Annotated in this window: 16 protein-coding genes; 9 read left to right on the top strand and 7 right to left on the bottom strand. The window is 42.9% G+C overall.

Features of this window, described 5'->3' with window-relative positions; genetic code table 11:
* Positions 1 to 8 precede the first annotated feature (8 nt).
* A complete protein-coding gene (locus DB520_RS16645) occupies positions 9 to 1,562 on the bottom strand; it encodes an N-acyl-D-amino-acid deacylase family protein (protein WP_114750846.1) in 1,554 nt (517 codons plus the stop codon).
* Between the two features lie 398 nt (positions 1,563 to 1,960).
* Between DB520_RS16645 and DB520_RS16640 the strand changes: the two genes are divergently transcribed.
* Positions 1,961 to 3,256 (top strand): dipeptidase, encoded by a 1,296-nt coding sequence (locus DB520_RS16640; protein ID WP_114750845.1) that lies wholly within the window; start codon positions 1,961 to 1,963, stop codon positions 3,254 to 3,256.
* 111 nt (positions 3,257 to 3,367) lie between these two features.
* On the opposite strand, the gene DB520_RS27750 is transcribed toward DB520_RS16640, so the two are convergent.
* The 3 genes from DB520_RS27750 to DB520_RS26735 all read right to left on the bottom strand — a co-directional run bounded on the left by DB520_RS27750 (position 3,368) and on the right by DB520_RS26735 (position 4,903).
* Positions 3,368 to 4,168, bottom strand: coding sequence for an outer membrane beta-barrel protein (locus DB520_RS27750; RefSeq protein WP_114750844.1), 801 nt, complete (start codon positions 4,166 to 4,168; stop codon positions 3,368 to 3,370).
* 177 nt (positions 4,169 to 4,345) lie between these two features.
* Entirely contained in the window at positions 4,346 to 4,543 is a 198-nt protein-coding gene (locus tag DB520_RS16630; protein ID WP_114750843.1) for a hypothetical protein, read from the bottom strand.
* Between the two features lie 189 nt (positions 4,544 to 4,732).
* On the bottom strand, positions 4,733 to 4,903 hold the full coding sequence (locus DB520_RS26735) for a hypothetical protein (protein ID WP_157972126.1): 171 nt from the start codon (positions 4,901 to 4,903) through the stop codon (positions 4,733 to 4,735).
* Positions 4,904 to 5,299: 396 nt separating this feature from the next.
* Here DB520_RS26735 and DB520_RS27685 point away from each other — a divergent pair, with 396 nt between their 5' ends.
* Positions 5,300 to 5,545, top strand: a complete 246-nt coding sequence (locus DB520_RS27685; protein ID WP_394340942.1) for a DUF2442 domain-containing protein — start codon at positions 5,300 to 5,302, stop codon at positions 5,543 to 5,545.
* A gap of 63 nt (positions 5,546 to 5,608) precedes the next feature.
* On the opposite strand, the gene DB520_RS16620 is transcribed toward DB520_RS27685, so the two are convergent.
* A complete protein-coding gene (locus DB520_RS16620) occupies positions 5,609 to 6,481 on the bottom strand; it encodes a type 2 periplasmic-binding domain-containing protein (protein ID WP_114750908.1) in 873 nt (290 codons plus the stop codon).
* Positions 6,482 to 6,634: 153 nt separating this feature from the next.
* Here DB520_RS16620 and fbaA point away from each other — a divergent pair, with 153 nt between their 5' ends.
* The 3 genes from fbaA (at position 6,635) to DB520_RS16605 (ending at position 8,381) form a co-directional block, all read left to right on the top strand.
* Positions 6,635 to 7,699, top strand: a complete 1,065-nt coding sequence (gene fbaA / locus DB520_RS16615; protein WP_114750841.1) for a class II fructose-bisphosphate aldolase — start codon at positions 6,635 to 6,637, stop codon at positions 7,697 to 7,699.
* A 122-nt stretch (positions 7,700 to 7,821) separates the two neighbouring features.
* Positions 7,822 to 8,067: an AbrB/MazE/SpoVT family DNA-binding domain-containing protein gene (locus DB520_RS16610; protein ID WP_114750840.1), complete on the top strand. Its 246-nt coding sequence runs from the start codon at positions 7,822 to 7,824 to the stop codon at positions 8,065 to 8,067.
* The gene (locus DB520_RS16605) at positions 8,058 to 8,381 is read left to right on the top strand and encodes a type II toxin-antitoxin system PemK/MazF family toxin (protein ID WP_114750839.1); all 324 of its coding nucleotides are present in this window, start codon (positions 8,058 to 8,060) and stop codon (positions 8,379 to 8,381) included. The genes DB520_RS16610 and DB520_RS16605 overlap by 10 nt, the downstream gene beginning before the upstream one ends.
* A gap of 194 nt (positions 8,382 to 8,575) precedes the next feature.
* Here the strand turns inward: DB520_RS16605 and DB520_RS16600 are convergent, their stop codons facing one another.
* Both DB520_RS16600 and DB520_RS16595 read right to left on the bottom strand, forming a co-directional pair.
* Positions 8,576 to 9,673 carry a glycerate kinase family protein gene (locus DB520_RS16600; protein ID WP_114750838.1) on the bottom strand — a complete coding sequence of 366 codons (1,098 nt, stop codon included), beginning with the start codon at positions 9,671 to 9,673 and terminating at the stop codon, positions 8,576 to 8,578.
* The gene (locus DB520_RS16595) at positions 9,670 to 11,028 is read right to left on the bottom strand and encodes an alanine/glycine:cation symporter family protein (protein ID WP_114750837.1); all 1,359 of its coding nucleotides are present in this window, start codon (positions 11,026 to 11,028) and stop codon (positions 9,670 to 9,672) included. Before DB520_RS16595 ends, DB520_RS16600 begins: the two co-directional genes overlap by 4 nt.
* 158 nt (positions 11,029 to 11,186) lie before the next feature.
* Here DB520_RS16595 and proB point away from each other — a divergent pair, with 158 nt between their 5' ends.
* The 4 genes from proB (at position 11,187) to DB520_RS16575 (ending at position 15,317) form a co-directional block, all read left to right on the top strand.
* Entirely contained in the window at positions 11,187 to 12,272 is a 1,086-nt protein-coding gene (gene proB, locus DB520_RS16590; RefSeq protein WP_114750907.1) for a glutamate 5-kinase, read from the top strand.
* Positions 12,265 to 13,536, top strand: coding sequence for a glutamate-5-semialdehyde dehydrogenase (locus DB520_RS16585; RefSeq protein WP_114750836.1), 1,272 nt, complete (start codon positions 12,265 to 12,267; stop codon positions 13,534 to 13,536). The genes proB and DB520_RS16585 overlap by 8 nt, the downstream gene beginning before the upstream one ends.
* A 309-nt stretch (positions 13,537 to 13,845) precedes the next feature.
* Entirely contained in the window at positions 13,846 to 14,778 is a 933-nt protein-coding gene (locus DB520_RS16580) for a hypothetical protein (protein WP_232835024.1), read from the top strand.
* A complete protein-coding gene (locus DB520_RS16575) occupies positions 14,778 to 15,317 on the top strand; it encodes a methyltransferase family protein (protein WP_114750834.1) in 540 nt (179 codons plus the stop codon). Before DB520_RS16580 ends, DB520_RS16575 begins: the two co-directional genes overlap by 1 nt.
* Positions 15,318 to 15,435 lie beyond the last annotated feature (118 nt).

Genomic DNA, 15,435 nt, shown 5'->3' with positions numbered 1-15,435 from the left:
TAGTAATATCACTGGACTTTCCTTAAGGTCCTTCCTGCGAAAGTACTGGTAAATACTCCTTCCTTGACCACCCATTCTCCGTTGACAAACACGTTTGTAACACCTGTGGCCAATTCATAGGGGGATTCGAAGGTGGCCTTATCTCTAAAGGTGTTGGGATCAAAAATGACCAAATCAGCGAAATACCCTTCTTTGATCTGCCCCCTTTTTTCGATTCCAAAAATCGCAGCGGTTTGGGCACTGGATTGGTAAATGGCAGTGGACAAATCCATCCATTCCTTTTCCAAGGAATAATGGCCTATTTTTCTGGCAAAGGAACCAAACTTTCTGGGATGACCCGAAGATGCATCTGAGCCAGTGACCACCCATGGCTGGGTCATGAAACGCCTCAGGTCCTCCTCCACCATATTATAGGAGATCACCCCAAGGCCTCTTTCATTACTTACCAAGTGTACCACAGCTTCTGGTTCAGATAGACGCAAATTTTGCGCAGCCTCCTTAAGGCTTATTCCCTCCAACTCGGGATTGCTGGTTTCAGAAAACACCAGAGCCTGGGCACCTCCCCTTTTACGGATGTTATCCTTTATTTCTGCCAGGATTCTTTCCCTGGATTCCTGCCTATGCAATCGTTGCATAAGGGCTTCATGCCCTCCCTCCTCGGCCCACCTTGGAATTACTGTAGGCTGAAATCCAGTTTTGGAGGCAAAATAGGGGTACTGATTTGCAGTGACAATAATTCCTTTGTTTCTAGCTTGTTCTATCATTTTCACCACCTCCTCACTCTGCCCCCAAACATCCGCCCCCAATGCTTTGATATGGGATATATGGACAGGGATTCCCGTGCCCCTTCCTACCTCAATAGCCTCTTCCACCGCGGCCAATAGGCCTACCGAATAAGAGCTTTCATCCCTCATATGCGTGTCGTAGATTCCTCCATAAGAATGAGCTACCTTCGCCAATGCCAAAATTTCGTCCAACTCGGCGAAATTTCCAGGTGCATAAAAAAGTCCTGTGGACAACCCAAAAGCCCCCTCTTCCATGGAACGCTTCACCAAGGTCTCCATCTCCTCAAGCTCTTGTGGGGTGGGTACAGCCGAAGAGGACCCCATTACCACACGTCTAATGGTACCATGCCCGACAAACATTGCCACGTTGGTTCCCAACCCGTTTCTTTCCCATTCATCAAGTTTCCGCCCCACAGGAAGTGGGCTTCCCCCGTCGTTACCACCAATGATGGTAGTCACTCCCTGCATAAGGGCCGATAAGTTTGCTCTACCCTCCGGATCAGACAGGTCCCCCTCCAAATGCGTATGAGGGTCTATAAAACCCGGGGCTAAATAATGGTCCTTTGCCGAAAAAATCTCTTTTGGGATGAGGTTGGCGTCAGAAGCCTTACCAATAAACTCAATTTTATCCCCCAGAATCCCCACATCCAACTTTTGAGGGGATTCGTCTTGACCCGTAAACACCCAGGCATCTGTGAGGAGAATGTCCAATGGTATTTCTTGTGGTGAGCAAGAAAAATACAGCAGAAAGGAAATAATAATGAGTGGATGCTTCATGGGTGTTTAGATTTACCTTGAAGATGGGGAATTATTTCCTAACATTATATATTCCTCCTTTAGGAGATGTAGGAAAATGCTTCGATTTAAAGGATGTTTTGATTTCAGGAGGAAGGAAAACCCTCCAAAATTTCATAAACTTCCACTCAAAAATTTTTAGCATAGGGAGTGTTAAATGCAGAGTGATTCCGTCATAGGTTAAAATTGATTGATTTTAAAGCCATTTTTGTGGCATTTTCATGAAGAATTCAATAGGACGCTTTAAAAAACCCAACCAAAAATTATATCCTTTTCTTAATGGGAACACCCTCAAGCCAAATAAATCTTAGAAATCTATGAATAAGGGTTAAGATTTAAACTTCTTTTATTTAATTTTGACAAAAAAATCACTCACGACCATGTACAACCACACTCAATTTGGGAAAAACAGGTTTCCCTCTTTTAAAAATCCCATCCCCTATCCTTCTCTCTTGACCGTCTTGCTTGGGATCGTTTTGATCTTAGCAGGCGCTTGTACCACAGAAGAAGACCTTGAATCCAAAGTGGAAAGGATTCATGCCAATGTACTTACCTTGGATACCCATGCGGATACCCCTCTGGTATTGGCCAGACCTGGCTTCGATATCCGGGAGGAACACGACGCATGGAAAACCGGTACCCAAGTAGATATTCCGAGGATGCGAAAGGGAGAATTAAACGGTATCTTTTTCATTGCCTATCTGGGTCAAGGCCCCCGGGACAGTGCCTCCCATGTATTGGCAGATGAGAAAATGACGGAATACTTTGACATTATCCACAGTACCATCTCCGAAAACCCCAATAACCTGGCCTTGGCCACCAATCCAAGTGACTTGGAGTCCAGTGCTGAGGAAGGGAAAATTGCCATTTATATAGGCCTTGAAAATGGATATGCCCTTGGCACGGACATCAGTAAGGTGAAAAAATACTATGACTTGGGAGCCAGGTACATCACACTTAGCCATAGCAGGAACAACGAAATCTGTGATTCCTCCACGGATCCCGATGGGCCGGAACATGGGGGCTTAAGCGCGTTTGGAAAAGAAGTGGTGACGGAGATGAACCGCCTGGGGATGATGATAGATGTGTCCCATATCTCCGATGACGCCTTTTATGACGTATTGGAATTAAGCACACAACCCATAGTGGCCACCCATTCCTCTGCCCGCGCAATATGTGACCATCCCCGAAACCTTACTGACGATATGATCAAGAAATTGGCGGAAAAGGGTGGAGTGGTACAGGTAAATGCCCTTAGTGCTTACGTAAAGACCCCAGAACCCAATACAGAGCGGGAAAGGGAAATGGAATTGCTAAGGGAAACCTATGGGGATTTTCAGGAAATGAGCCCTGAGGATAGGGATAAGTACCGTGAGGAGATGAGGGCTCTAAGGGAGAAATATAAGGAGGATATGGCTTCCGTAGCCGATTATGTTGACCATATTGACCATATCGTGGACCTGGTGGGCATAGAATACGTGGGCATAGGTATGGATTTAGACGGTGGCGGTGGCCTTAGGGACTGCTACGATATCAGTGAGATTCAGAACATCACGTACGAACTGGTAAAGCGAGGATATTCCGAAGAGGACATCTCCAAAATCTGGAGTGGCAACTTTATGCGGGTGTTTAACGAAGTGATGGAGACTGCTCAGGAGGATTTGAGGATCATGTAGGTTTTTTTTGCCACGGATGCACTAATTTTCACTAATAATTTGGAAGAATTAACCCTCCAGGTTTCCAAAACCTGAGGGGTTTTTTATTTAGGCGTTATCCATGGCAATTTATCAATCCTCAAACCATTTTTCACCAAATTTATACCTTAGAGAAAAGGTATGGTGTACAGCGCTACCCATGGATGAAGCCTCAAAGGAATATTGGTCTGGGTTTGACATAGGTCCATAATTCCCTTCCAACCTTACCATGGTACTGGTGCCCCATAATCTGCTAAGCCTGTACAATAACTCCAACCTCCAAAACAAAGGAACCCTTGCCTCAATCCCCCCTTCAAATGCAACAGAGTTCTTTCGGACTGGGTAGGTATCCATTGTACCGGTAAATTCTTCGGGGGACCTTGGATTCATGGGGATAAAACTTACTGATTGATTTTGTCGAACAATATTCATATTTGCATTTAAATCATACACATTTAAACCTCCTACCACTCCAATTTCTATAAAGCTAACCGGCAATGGGACATCGTAAATTACCCGTAACGGAATTTGTAAGGTTCTGTAATCCGTACCCTCAAACCAACTATTGGCAATTGGTTGATATCCTTCTTCATTATAATACCCTGTAACATTACGATTAAACTGGGTTTCATAGATACCCGCCTCCACGCTAAAAGCAGGCGCAAACTTATAACGAAGAGTACCTCCCAAAGCAAATCTTGGCATATACCCACCTACTAGATACCCTTGGGGATCTTGAAAATCCCTAATTTCATTCCTGGATATAACGTCAAAACTCACACTTAACCTGTGCTGGGAAAATCCTGTACCTGTCCAAACTGGCAAGGATATAAGTACGATAATAATAATTTTATACACCCTCTTTATTAATATATATTCTAATTTCACCTTCATGTCCTCCTCTTTTTACAAAATGACAAGATTCACTTTTCTTTATTTTTACACGCTTGGCTGCTTTCCATTTTGGTTTGCAATAAAAATTTTCATCTGCCAGAATATCCCGTAAATCATCGGTAAAATCGTTATCAGGGTCACAGTCTACTAGGGTTTGTTGATTAACAGTTCCACCAATTACCGCAGCCAGCTACCAAAAAAGCTTAATTCTTCAGGATCTTCATAAATATTTTCCTCAAAAAATTCATTAAAGCTCTCCAAATTTGCAAATTTAATCCTTCCGTTATCATCGAGTTGTGGAGGTTGAGATTCTGCGTAATTAATTTTTTCCAGATTTTCGTCTGAAATATCATTTATTTCGCATCCAAAAATCATTATTGCAATTAATGAAAATGTTTGGTAATGTTTGGTAATGTTTGGTAATGTTTCATTTTAATTATTTTTTTTATTACTAAAACACAATTATAATAATGAATTATGAACAAAAAAAATAATGGCATAATAAAATAAAATTATTATACTCTATATTAAAAAAATTATTTAAATACTATAGCTTTACTCAATTTAAACCCAAAGATTTTTTCCTCTCGAAAACCCAGCCTCAAAAACCAAATCCTTTACCCCTACCCTGCCCTTAATCAAACTTAGCTCCAGTGAAGAAGCCATAGTTTCAACTAAGTCCATTTTGAGTACTGAAGGTGAAATGGCCCTGGTGGGCATAGAATACGTGGGCATAGCATCTAATCCCAATTTAATAAAAACGAGGTATACTCCTAATTTATACAAATTGTCATTTTGGGAGCTACCCTATCAATTTCTTTATCGTCTTTTCTAACTCCATTGGTAAAATTAAAACCCCATTTTTCTACTGTTCTAACTCCCCCTCCTGTTTTAGGAGGGGGTTTGGGGGGTGGTTGAACGTAGGGTGATTTAAATTGACTGACTCGTCCCGAAAAAAGTTTACAGATTAAATTTTATTCATTGTTAGTCCTGTTACAAATTTACAGACATCGAATTTCATTTGCCATGGAGGCACTAATTTTCACTAATAATTTGGAAGAATTAACCCTCTAGGTTTTCAAAACTTGGAGGGTTTTTTTTAACGATGCATTGTCCACTACTTAAGGTCAAATCCATTCTTTAAGCTCAAAAAGGCTTGGCAACATAAGTCGACCAACGCATCATTTTCCCCGTACGATAGTTAAATCACCGCTGATAATTCACGTCCGATTTAAGGGAGATTTGCTAATGGAAATCGATTTGGACAATGGAAGGTCCTTTGTTGTCCCCTTGGAAAAATTTCCCGAAGTCAAGGAACTTACGAAACCCGAAAGAAATGATTTTGAGGTTATTGACGGAAGTTATTTGTCTTTTTAAAGCATTGATAAAGTATTTAGCATCAAAGAATTAATCGGAATTTATTAAATTGCACATCTCAATCTACTCCCATTTCACAAACCTACTATCCACCAGCTCCTCAGGGGCAATTTTTTGTTTTATCAATTTCAGCTCGGACAATACATCCATGGTTTTTTCCAGGTCTTTCTTGTTTACTACAGAGGAAGCAGCCCAGGTAGTCTGCGAAAACCATTCGGCTACATCGGAAGCATTAAGGCCATAAAATTCCTGAATCGCCTCCTTGGTGGAAGCAGCCTCTTTGCCAAGGGCAGTGTTGAAGGCATATAGCCCATCCCTTATCCTCCTGAGCACCTCTGGGTGTTCGTGAAGGGCACGTTCACTCGCCACCATGACAAAGCAAGGCCAGGGAGTGGGGATTTCCCCTACTCTTCGGAACAAACCCTTATCCACCAGCGGCTGGGTGGTGTATTTTTCCCATAAAAAGGCCTTCGGGGTGGCTTTTTTAAATGCCTGGATTGCCCCTTTCAGATCGCCTATTACCTCAAATTCCAAGGAATCACCCGGCCAGGCCTCCCTTTTCGCTAATAGAAATGCCATCAAATGCGACCCTGAACCCATCCGGCTCACCAGAAAGGGGATGTTCTTGAGTTGGTGGATCTCTTCTATGGAGGAGTTGGCAGGCACGTGGATCCCCCAAATTAATGGCGATCGTACGTGAAAACCGATGATTTTACCGGAGCTACCTTCAACTTTGTCCTTAATAAAGCTTTCCGTAAGGATGATGGCCAAATCCGCCTCACCCTCTCTTATGGCCCGGTTCATGGCACCGGACCCTTTGGGCTCATCCCTCCAATCCAGGATAATTTCATCCTCTACAAAGGACTGAGCCTCTACCCATTTCCTCCAGGGATAGTTATAATGTTCCGGAACCCCTATGATTCTGATCTTTTCCATATCCAAATATACACAACACTTTAAGGTATTTCCCTAATTTAAAAGGGATAGAAAAGGATTTTACCCACGGGATTTATATCTTTGTGTATAATTATTTGGCTATTTCATAAATCAAGCCAAAAATCCAATACATATTTCATTAAACAAACACCTATGAAATTTAAACCAGGAGTCAAATACGGTGAGGAACTGAAAGACCTTTTGGCCTATGCCAAAGAAAGTGAATTTGCCATGCCAGCGGTAAACTGCATCAGCAGCAACACCGTGAACGCAGTGCTTGAAACAGCTAAGAAGATCAACTCACCTGTAATGGTACAGTTCTCAAATGGGGGTGCTCAATTTTTTGCCGGAAAGGGACTTCCCAATGATAACCAACTAGCAGCCGTTGCCGGTGGCGTCTCTGGTGCCATGCACGTACATAAAATGGCCGAGGCTTATGGCGTCCCCGTGATTCTACACACGGACCATGCTGCCAAAAAACTTCTTCCTTGGATAGATGGCATGCTGGAAGAGGGAAAGGCGTATTACAATGCTTTCAAAAAGCCGTTGTTCAGTAGCCACATGCTGGACCTTTCCGAAGAACCCCTTGAGGAAAATATTGAGATTTCTAAAAAATACTTCCAAGAGTTCAACAAACTGGAAATGGCCATAGAGATTGAATTGGGAGTAACGGGAGGAGAAGAAGACGGTGTGGACAATACCGACATAGATAGCTCCAAACTCTATACCCAACCCGAGGAAGTGGCCTATGCGTACGAGGAGCTCAATCAGGTAAGTGATATGTTTACCGTGGCCGCTGCCTTTGGTAATGTGCATGGCGTGTATAAACCTGGTAATGTTTCCCTTAGGCCCATTATTCTCAAAAAGTCCCAAGATTACATTAATGAGAAATATGGTACCTCCGGCAAACCTGTGAACTTTGTGTTTCATGGCGGATCCGGATCCACCGTAGAGGAAATCAGGGAAGCCAACAGCTATGGCAGCATCAAAATGAACATAGACACTGACCTTCAATGGGCGTTCTGGGAGGGCATCCAGAAGTACTATAAAGAGAAAGAAGGCTACCTGCAAACCCAACTTGGAAACCCGGATGGGGCAGATAACCCCAACAAAAAATTCTATGACCCAAGGGTTTGGCTAAGAAAAGGAGAAGAAAACTTCAGCAAAAGGCTGGAAGTGGCCTTCGATATGCTTAACTGCATCAATAGGAACCTTTGATATAAAGGAATAAAGCTTACAATGATATGCCGCCAAGTAGTCACCTGGCGGCATTTTTTTTTCAGAACAGATTTTGATTGTTCAATCAAATGTAGTTACTTTGTAATAACGTTTAAAAAATTATGGAAACATCAATAATAAAAATCGGAAATTCAAAGGGCCTGCGATTGAGCAAGACCATCTTGGAAAAATACGGCATTAAAGACAAAGTGGAATTGATTCTCGAAAAAGGGCACATTATTCTTAAACCAATTGCATCACCGCGAGAAAATTGGGAAAAGGAATTTAAAAAAATGAACGAAAATGGTGACGACAAATTACTGATGAGCGATGTGTTTGGGGATGAAAACCACGAAGAATGGAAGTAAAGCAGTATTCAATCGTACTTGTTAATCTCGACCCGACAGTTGGGAGTGAAATAAAGAAGACAAGACCTTGTGTAATAATTTCACCTGATGAAATGAATAAGTACTTGAACACCGTAGTTCTTGCCCCAATGACCACGAACTTAAACAAATATCCGACAAGGGTTCCGGTAAAACACAATGGGAAGAAAGGTATGATTGCAATTGACCAAATTCGGACAGTTGACAAAGCCCGAATTATCCGAGTTTTTGAGAATCTGACGAAACTAGAAATTGAAAAATGCAAAGGAGTATTAAAAGAAACCTTTGTGGATTAAAATAGGCATAAAACCTAAGGCGTGGGTGGCCGCAGGCCGGCCCATAAGCACCTTTTTAACAGCTCCCTAAATCCAACCAAGACAAGGTACTTCCGGGTATCGAATTCCTCGAATCCAGGTAATTATCGGCACGATAAAGCTTGGAGAAGTAGGTACTGGATTTAGTAAAAATAGCAAGATCCCTCCTTTGGTCTTCAGCTGCTGGCAGCCTCTTTTACCACGTTAAAAAGGTTTTCTTTTGCCCTTAACTCAAACCCGGCCATCGCAAAATCCAGATCAGGAAGCTGAATATAGCGGTCAAAGCCTGCGTTTTTTCCCTCTTCCCCGGCACTGATCAGCCAAATGGGGGTCTTTTCTTGCTTAGCCATCCTCATAAGTTCATAACTCCCTTTTCCTTGGGCAGATTGCATATCGTATTTTCCCTCCCCTGTCAGCACCACATCTGCCCATTTCAACTTTTCCGGGATACCTACTTTTTGAAAGAAATAGGGGGCACCCGGCAGAAGTTCCGATTCAAAAAAAGCGCTTATCCCCAAGGCAATTCCTCCAGCAGCCCCAAATCCTGCCTGATCTCTTAATGGCTTCCGGCTCTTCTTTTGTAAAAGTTGAAAAAGGGCGGCAGAAGCCTTTTCAAATTTCTCCTTATCCTCCTCTTTCAATCCTTTCTGAGGGCCGAAAACGGGTATGGCACCGTTCTCCCCAAAAAAGTAATTATTCACGTCGCATAGAAAGGTAAACTTTATAGTCGGTAATTTCGGGGAAAGTTGGATATGCTTGATTTTTAAGATCATATCTGGGGTAAAGGGCCGGATTTCCCTGCCTTTATCATTTAAAAAGGATATTCCCAATGCTTGGAGCATTCCCAGGCCCATATCCACGGTAGCACTACCCCCCAAACCAATGACCACCTGTTCTACACCCCTTTCCAAGGCCGCTAAAATAAGTTCTCCGGTACCATACGTGCTGCACACCCAGGGGTCCCTTTCCACCTCCCTTAACCATTTTATGCCCGATACTGTGGACACGTCCAAAAATGCAGTTTTGGTGGAAGGTTCTAAAGAAAAAAAACCTTCTTTAGGACTTCCCAGGGGATCCCCTGCTGTCTCATGGATTTTCTCCAAGCCCAGGATTTCACTTAACAAAAAGCAAGTACCATCTCCACCGTCTGCGATGGGACAAGTCTGCACCTGGTCATTGGGATTTACCTCCAGGATGGCCCTTTTTATGATCTCAGCCGCTTCATCCGCTTCAATAGTGCCTTTAAACGCATTGGGTGAAATTAACCAGTTCATTCTTTATCCAGGTTTTTCATTCTTGTGAAATAGGCTTTGGTCTCCGCTTTGACTTTAGGCGCCAGGTAAAGTGCCGAAATCATGGTGGGAAAGGCCATGATGGCATACATCCCATCCACAAAGCTCATTACCACCGTGAGGGAAGTAACCGCACCTGCTACAATTGTGACCAGGTAAAAATAATTATAATAATCAGCTTTGCCTGCACCGAATAGGTAATTGAAGCACTTATGCCCATAGTAGGAATAAGTAAACATGGTGGATAGGGCAAAAACCAATACGGCAAACAGCAAGCAGTATTTCCCCACACCTGGCAAGCCCTGCTCAAAGGCAGACAGGGTCAGTAACACCCCATCCATCTCACCTGTTTTCCAAACTCCGGTAACCATGATCACCAGAGCGGTAAGTGTACACACCACTATAGTGTCAATAAAGGGCCCCAGCATGGCGATCAAACCTTCTCTAACCGGTTCGTTGGTCTTGGATGCACCATGTACCATTGGAGCTGTGCCAATACCTGCCTCATTGGAAAAAGCAGCTCTTCGCGCCCCTATGATTATCACCTGCCCCACTGCCCCTCCCAAGACGGCGTTACCAGAGAAGGCATCGTAAATGATGAATTTAAGCATTTCCGGTACCTCAGCCAGGTTTTTGAATAAGATGATAAACACGCAGATAAAATACATGGTAACCATAAATGGCACCAACCTGGAGGCCACAGCAGCAATCCGCTGAATGCCTCCAAGAATTACCAATGCCACCAACAGCATCATTACTATACCGATTATCCACCTGGTGGGTTGTCCCCAATCCAGGCCCATGGGTTGCAGCAAGACCACCCTAAGGACCTCGGTAAGCTGGTTGGCCTGAAAGATGGCCAAAAGACCCATAATTCCCGCTACACAAAAAATCACCGACAGGAACTTCCATTTTTTGCCCATTCCTTCCTCTATCACATACATGGGGCCGCCTTGCACATGCCCTGAGCTATCCTTACCTCTGTACATGATGGCCAACGTACAGGTAACGAATTTGGTGGCCATCCCCACAAAAGCAGAAACCCACATCCAAAAAATGGCCCCAGGACCGCCCATTCCTATGGCCAAGGCCACCCCACTGATATTTCCTAGACCGACAGTGGCCGCAATGGCCGAGGATAAGGCTTGTAAAGAGGTGATGTCGCCCTGGGCATTGGGGTCGTCATACTTACCTCCCACAACCTTCATGGCATGTCTTAAGCCCCTAAAGGGTATAAACCCCGTATAAAGAAGCATAAAAAAACCACCACCCATCAATAATATAAGTAGTGGTGTACCCCAAATCCAATCGCTAAATTGTATAATTAAATCTCCCACAAAGGTTAGGTTTAAAGGATGGTCAAATACCTTCCCAAAGTAAGGCTTTTATACAAAAAATCTAGGGATTTCAAGAGATCCTTTTGTGGAGTTTTGCTGGGAGGAATAGCCTAATTCAGGAAAGGTTCCTATTTTTGCAGGCATCTGCAAGTAACAAAATGAAACCTGACACAAAAACAATAGTGGTGAAAATTGGGTCCAATGTGCTCACACAGGAAGACGGAAGTCCTGATATGGCACAGATGGCCGCTTTGGTAGAACAGGTAGTGTTTCTCAGAAATCATGGGATGCAGGTGGTGCTGGTAAGTTCAGGTGCTGTGGCCTTTGGAAGGAAGAGCCTTCCTATTCCGCAAAAAGGGGACGCAGTAACCAAAAAGCAGGTCTGGGCAGCAATAGGCCAGATATCCTTAATCCGAAATTACAGAGAGATGTTTCTGGAAAAAGGGCACCAAATTGCCCAACTCATGGTAACCAAGGAGGACTTTAGGGACCGCAGGCATTACCTCAATATGAAAAACTGCCTGGATGGTCTATTGAAAAATGAGGTTATCCCTGTAATCAACGAAAACGACGCGGTAGCCATCACCGAATTGATGTTTACGGACAACGATGAGTTGGCAGGGCTAGTGGCTGCGATGATAGATGCCCATACCTTGCTCCTACTTACCAACGTGGATGGCATATATATGGGGCACCCCAGCGACCCCAGCTCCACATTAATTAGGAATGTCGGAAAAGAAATGCCCGACTTGAGCCAGTATATCTCCTCCAGCAAATCCTCCTTTGGTAGGGGCGGTATGCTCACCAAAATGAGTATGGCGAAGAAATCGGCGGATTTGGGTATAGAGGTGTTTATTGCCAATGGAAAAAAACCCAATGTATTGCTGGATTTTTATGAAGGAAGCCTGACCTGTACCTATTTCGAGGCCGGAAAATCCCGGCACAATCACAAGAAATGGATTGCCCATAGCGAAACTTATTCCAAAGGGGAAATCATCGTGAATAAGGGCGCAAAATCTGCCCTACTATCCCCACATATTACCAGCCTACTACCCATCGGAGTAGTAGCGGTAAGTGGGGAGTTTCTTAAAGGGGACGTGATCCGCATATTGGATGAGGAGGGGAATAAAATTGGACTAGGCAAAGCCGAGTACGGGGCAAAGGCCGCCATAGAAAAAATAGGTCAGAATCACCAAAAACCCGTAGTACATTACGATTATCTTTACATTTACGATCATGTCTGAAACACTATCATCTGAAAATACCTTGCAAGGCACTTTCCAGCAAACCCTCCAAGCTAGCAGAAGCCTGGCCCTTCTTAGAGAAGAAAAGATCAACGAGGTGTTGCTGGAATTGGCCAAAGAGGCTGTGGCCAATTCAGCATCCATCTTAAAAGCCAACTCGGAAGACTTGGAAAGGATGGATCCCCAAGACCCAAAATACGACCGGTTAAAACTAACCGAAGAGCGCATTACTTCCATTGCTGAGGATATTCGCAATGTTGCCGCACTTCCCTGCCCGCTAGGCAAGGTGATGATGGAAAAAACCCTGGAGAATGGTTTAGCTTTAAAAAAGGTCAGGGTGCCTTTGGGAGTGGTGGGAATAATTTATGAGTCAAGGCCCAATGTCACCTTTGACGTGTTCAGCCTTTGCCTGAAAACAGGCAATGCCCTAGTTCTAAAAGGGGGGTCGGATGCTCATGCCAGCAATACTGCAATTCTGCGCGTGATTCATGGGGTGCTGCGCAAATTTAACCTCAGTACTGATATTGTCACCCTTTTGCCTGCTAACAGGGAAGCCACCAAGGAGATGTTACAAGCAGTGGGGTACATCGACATCATTATTCCCAGGGGAAGCCAGGGGCTGATCAATTTTGTAAGGGAAAACAGCAGGGTTCCGGTAATTGAGACAGGAGCGGGCATTGTACATACTTATTTTGACGCCTCCGCCAACCTTGATAAAGGAAAGGAGATTATCGTAAATGCCAAAACCAGAAGAGTTAGTGTATGTAACGCCTTGGACTGTTTGCTCATCCACAAAAGCAGAATTAGTGATCTTCCTGCTATTGCCCAAGGACTAGCCGAAAAAGCAGTGCTGATTTATGCCGACGAACCTGCTTACCGGGAACTGGAAAAAAGCTATCCTGCCCCTTTGTTGGAAAAAGCCAGGGAGGAACATTTTGGTATAGAATTTTTGTCCTTAAAGCTTTCCATAAAAACGGTTGAAAGCCTAGAGCAGGCCATTGACCATATTTCCCTCCACAGCTCCAAACACAGTGAAGCCATCATCGCAGAGGATGAGGAGGCTGTTGACCACTTTCTAAAGGCTGTGGATGCAGCTGCGGTATATGCCAACAGCTCTACGGCATTTACCGATGGGGCCCAGTTTGGTTTAGGGGCGGAAATTGGCATCAGCACTCAAAAACTTCATGCCCGCGGCCCTATGGCCTTGGAGGAGCTTACGTCCTACAAATGGATCATTAGGGGTGAGGGGCAAATTAGGCCATAGGAGAGAAAACCTCCAATTGAAATTATTGAAGGTTCTTTTTTTGTAATTCGCGATTCAATAATAAATTAAAACATGTACTTGTAAATAAGTATTTTATGGAATAGATTTAAGAAAATTTGTAAAACCCTTATTCTCTATTTATTATGAAAAATTTAGGTAAAAATCTTGTTCAACAACTTCCTAAATTCGATTTGGAAAAAGTGAAAAATTTTCATCTGGAGAATTTATCCAGCAAATGTTAATGGTTTGATTCAAACTGTCTCAAAAGTCATAAAATGAAAATTTTCCTTTCATGATCGGGTAACTCTTTTGAGACAGTTTTTTAAGAATGACATGGAAAATCTGGAGGAAACCTCAGCAACTATCATAGGTTTTTTGAAAGGTTTACCATTCCCTCCCCGGGTAAATGAAATTATTTTTGATGAAAAGAACTTAAATAACCATAAGGAGCTGTTTCTTCCATTTTTTCATGCGGTATCAGAACCATTTCCTTCTATAGAATTGGAGACAAAGAAAATAGCCGGCGCAGCGGTTTATTTGGGTGCCTTGGGAGTTTATGGACTAGACCCTGTACTTGACCTCCAAATCAGTGGGGAGAAAATAAGGCCATCCATCTCATCCTCTTTTTGCCTATTGCAACATGCCCAATTTTTGTTGAGCAAAATATTTCCACCTAGTTCCAAATTTTGGAAGAGTTACTTTTATCGCTGGGAACTTCATTTCAAAGAACTTGAATTGAGCAAAGTCGATGAAGAAACTTTAATCCAATGGAATAAAGAGGATTATTATTCTCTATTATCCCACAAATATGCACTACTCTTTACCCCCCTTGATATTTGCTATCACCTTTCCCATTCGGATCACAAGACCTATTCATTGTTGGAAAATGCCCTAAAAGATTTTATTATTGGCTATAATATTCCCAATGAAATAGTTGGCTTTCAACAGGATACGGAGTTGAATATTGCCAATTACAGTTGGTGTAAAATGGTTCCAAAATTGAAAGAGATAGGACTTCAGGTTGAGGATTATTCCCTAAGCGACCTTCATAAACTACTTTACCTCACAGGGACAGCGGAAAATATGTACCAAGAATCCTTGCAAGCATATGATAGGTGTTTAATAACACTTAAAGAGTTAAATCTTGGTCTATTGGAAAAGATAGTAAGTGCCAGCAAGAAAAAGATCAAGCAGGAAAGTGAAATGTCAAATGAATATATTAAGAGCTTAAGAAGTTCCTGATGAATTTACTATTGGTCTATGGCTTAATTTGCCTGATTTACCATTTTATGGAATTCTTTTTAATTGGGATAATCCATGGAAAAAGTAGTGTGAGGTCTCTATTGATAGGAATTCCCTATATTATGGCTCAAATTTTTTTATTAATGGAGTTTCTCATCCTAGGTGAGAAATTTTCCCTTCCCTATCTGGGGTTGGTGGGTATGTGCATTGGTCTGAGCCTAAGATGGACAGCAATTCTCCAAGCGGGGAAGTCTTTTACTCATGAGCTAAGGACAGAAAAGGAACCCAACCATCAACTGATTACATCTGGTGTATATGGATTTTTTAGACACCCCTCCTATTTAGGGTGGTATATTTTTAGCCTTTCAGCCCCTGTTTTCCTTGGAAGCCCATTTTCTCTATTAGGGTTCAGTATATTAGGTTGGTACTATTTTAGGGCAAGGATTAAAGAAGAGGAAAAATATTTGATCCAGTTGTTCGGTGAAAGTTATCAAATTTATAAAGACAAGACCAGCTCAGGCATACCATTTATCGCTTGAAAATTCGTATCGAGCGGTGTAGATTCGGTTAAGGTTGCTTTTTGGGCTTTCAATTAGGGACAAATTAAACCCTAAATGGAATTTAGATAGCTGTTCCTCTCAAAAAATTTAAGGAATT

Source organism: Pleomorphovibrio marinus, assembly GCF_003347495.1.
Lineage (GTDB): Bacteria > Bacteroidota > Bacteroidia > Cytophagales > Cyclobacteriaceae > Pleomorphovibrio > Pleomorphovibrio marinus.
This window is presented reverse-complemented; position numbering and strand designations above follow the sequence as displayed.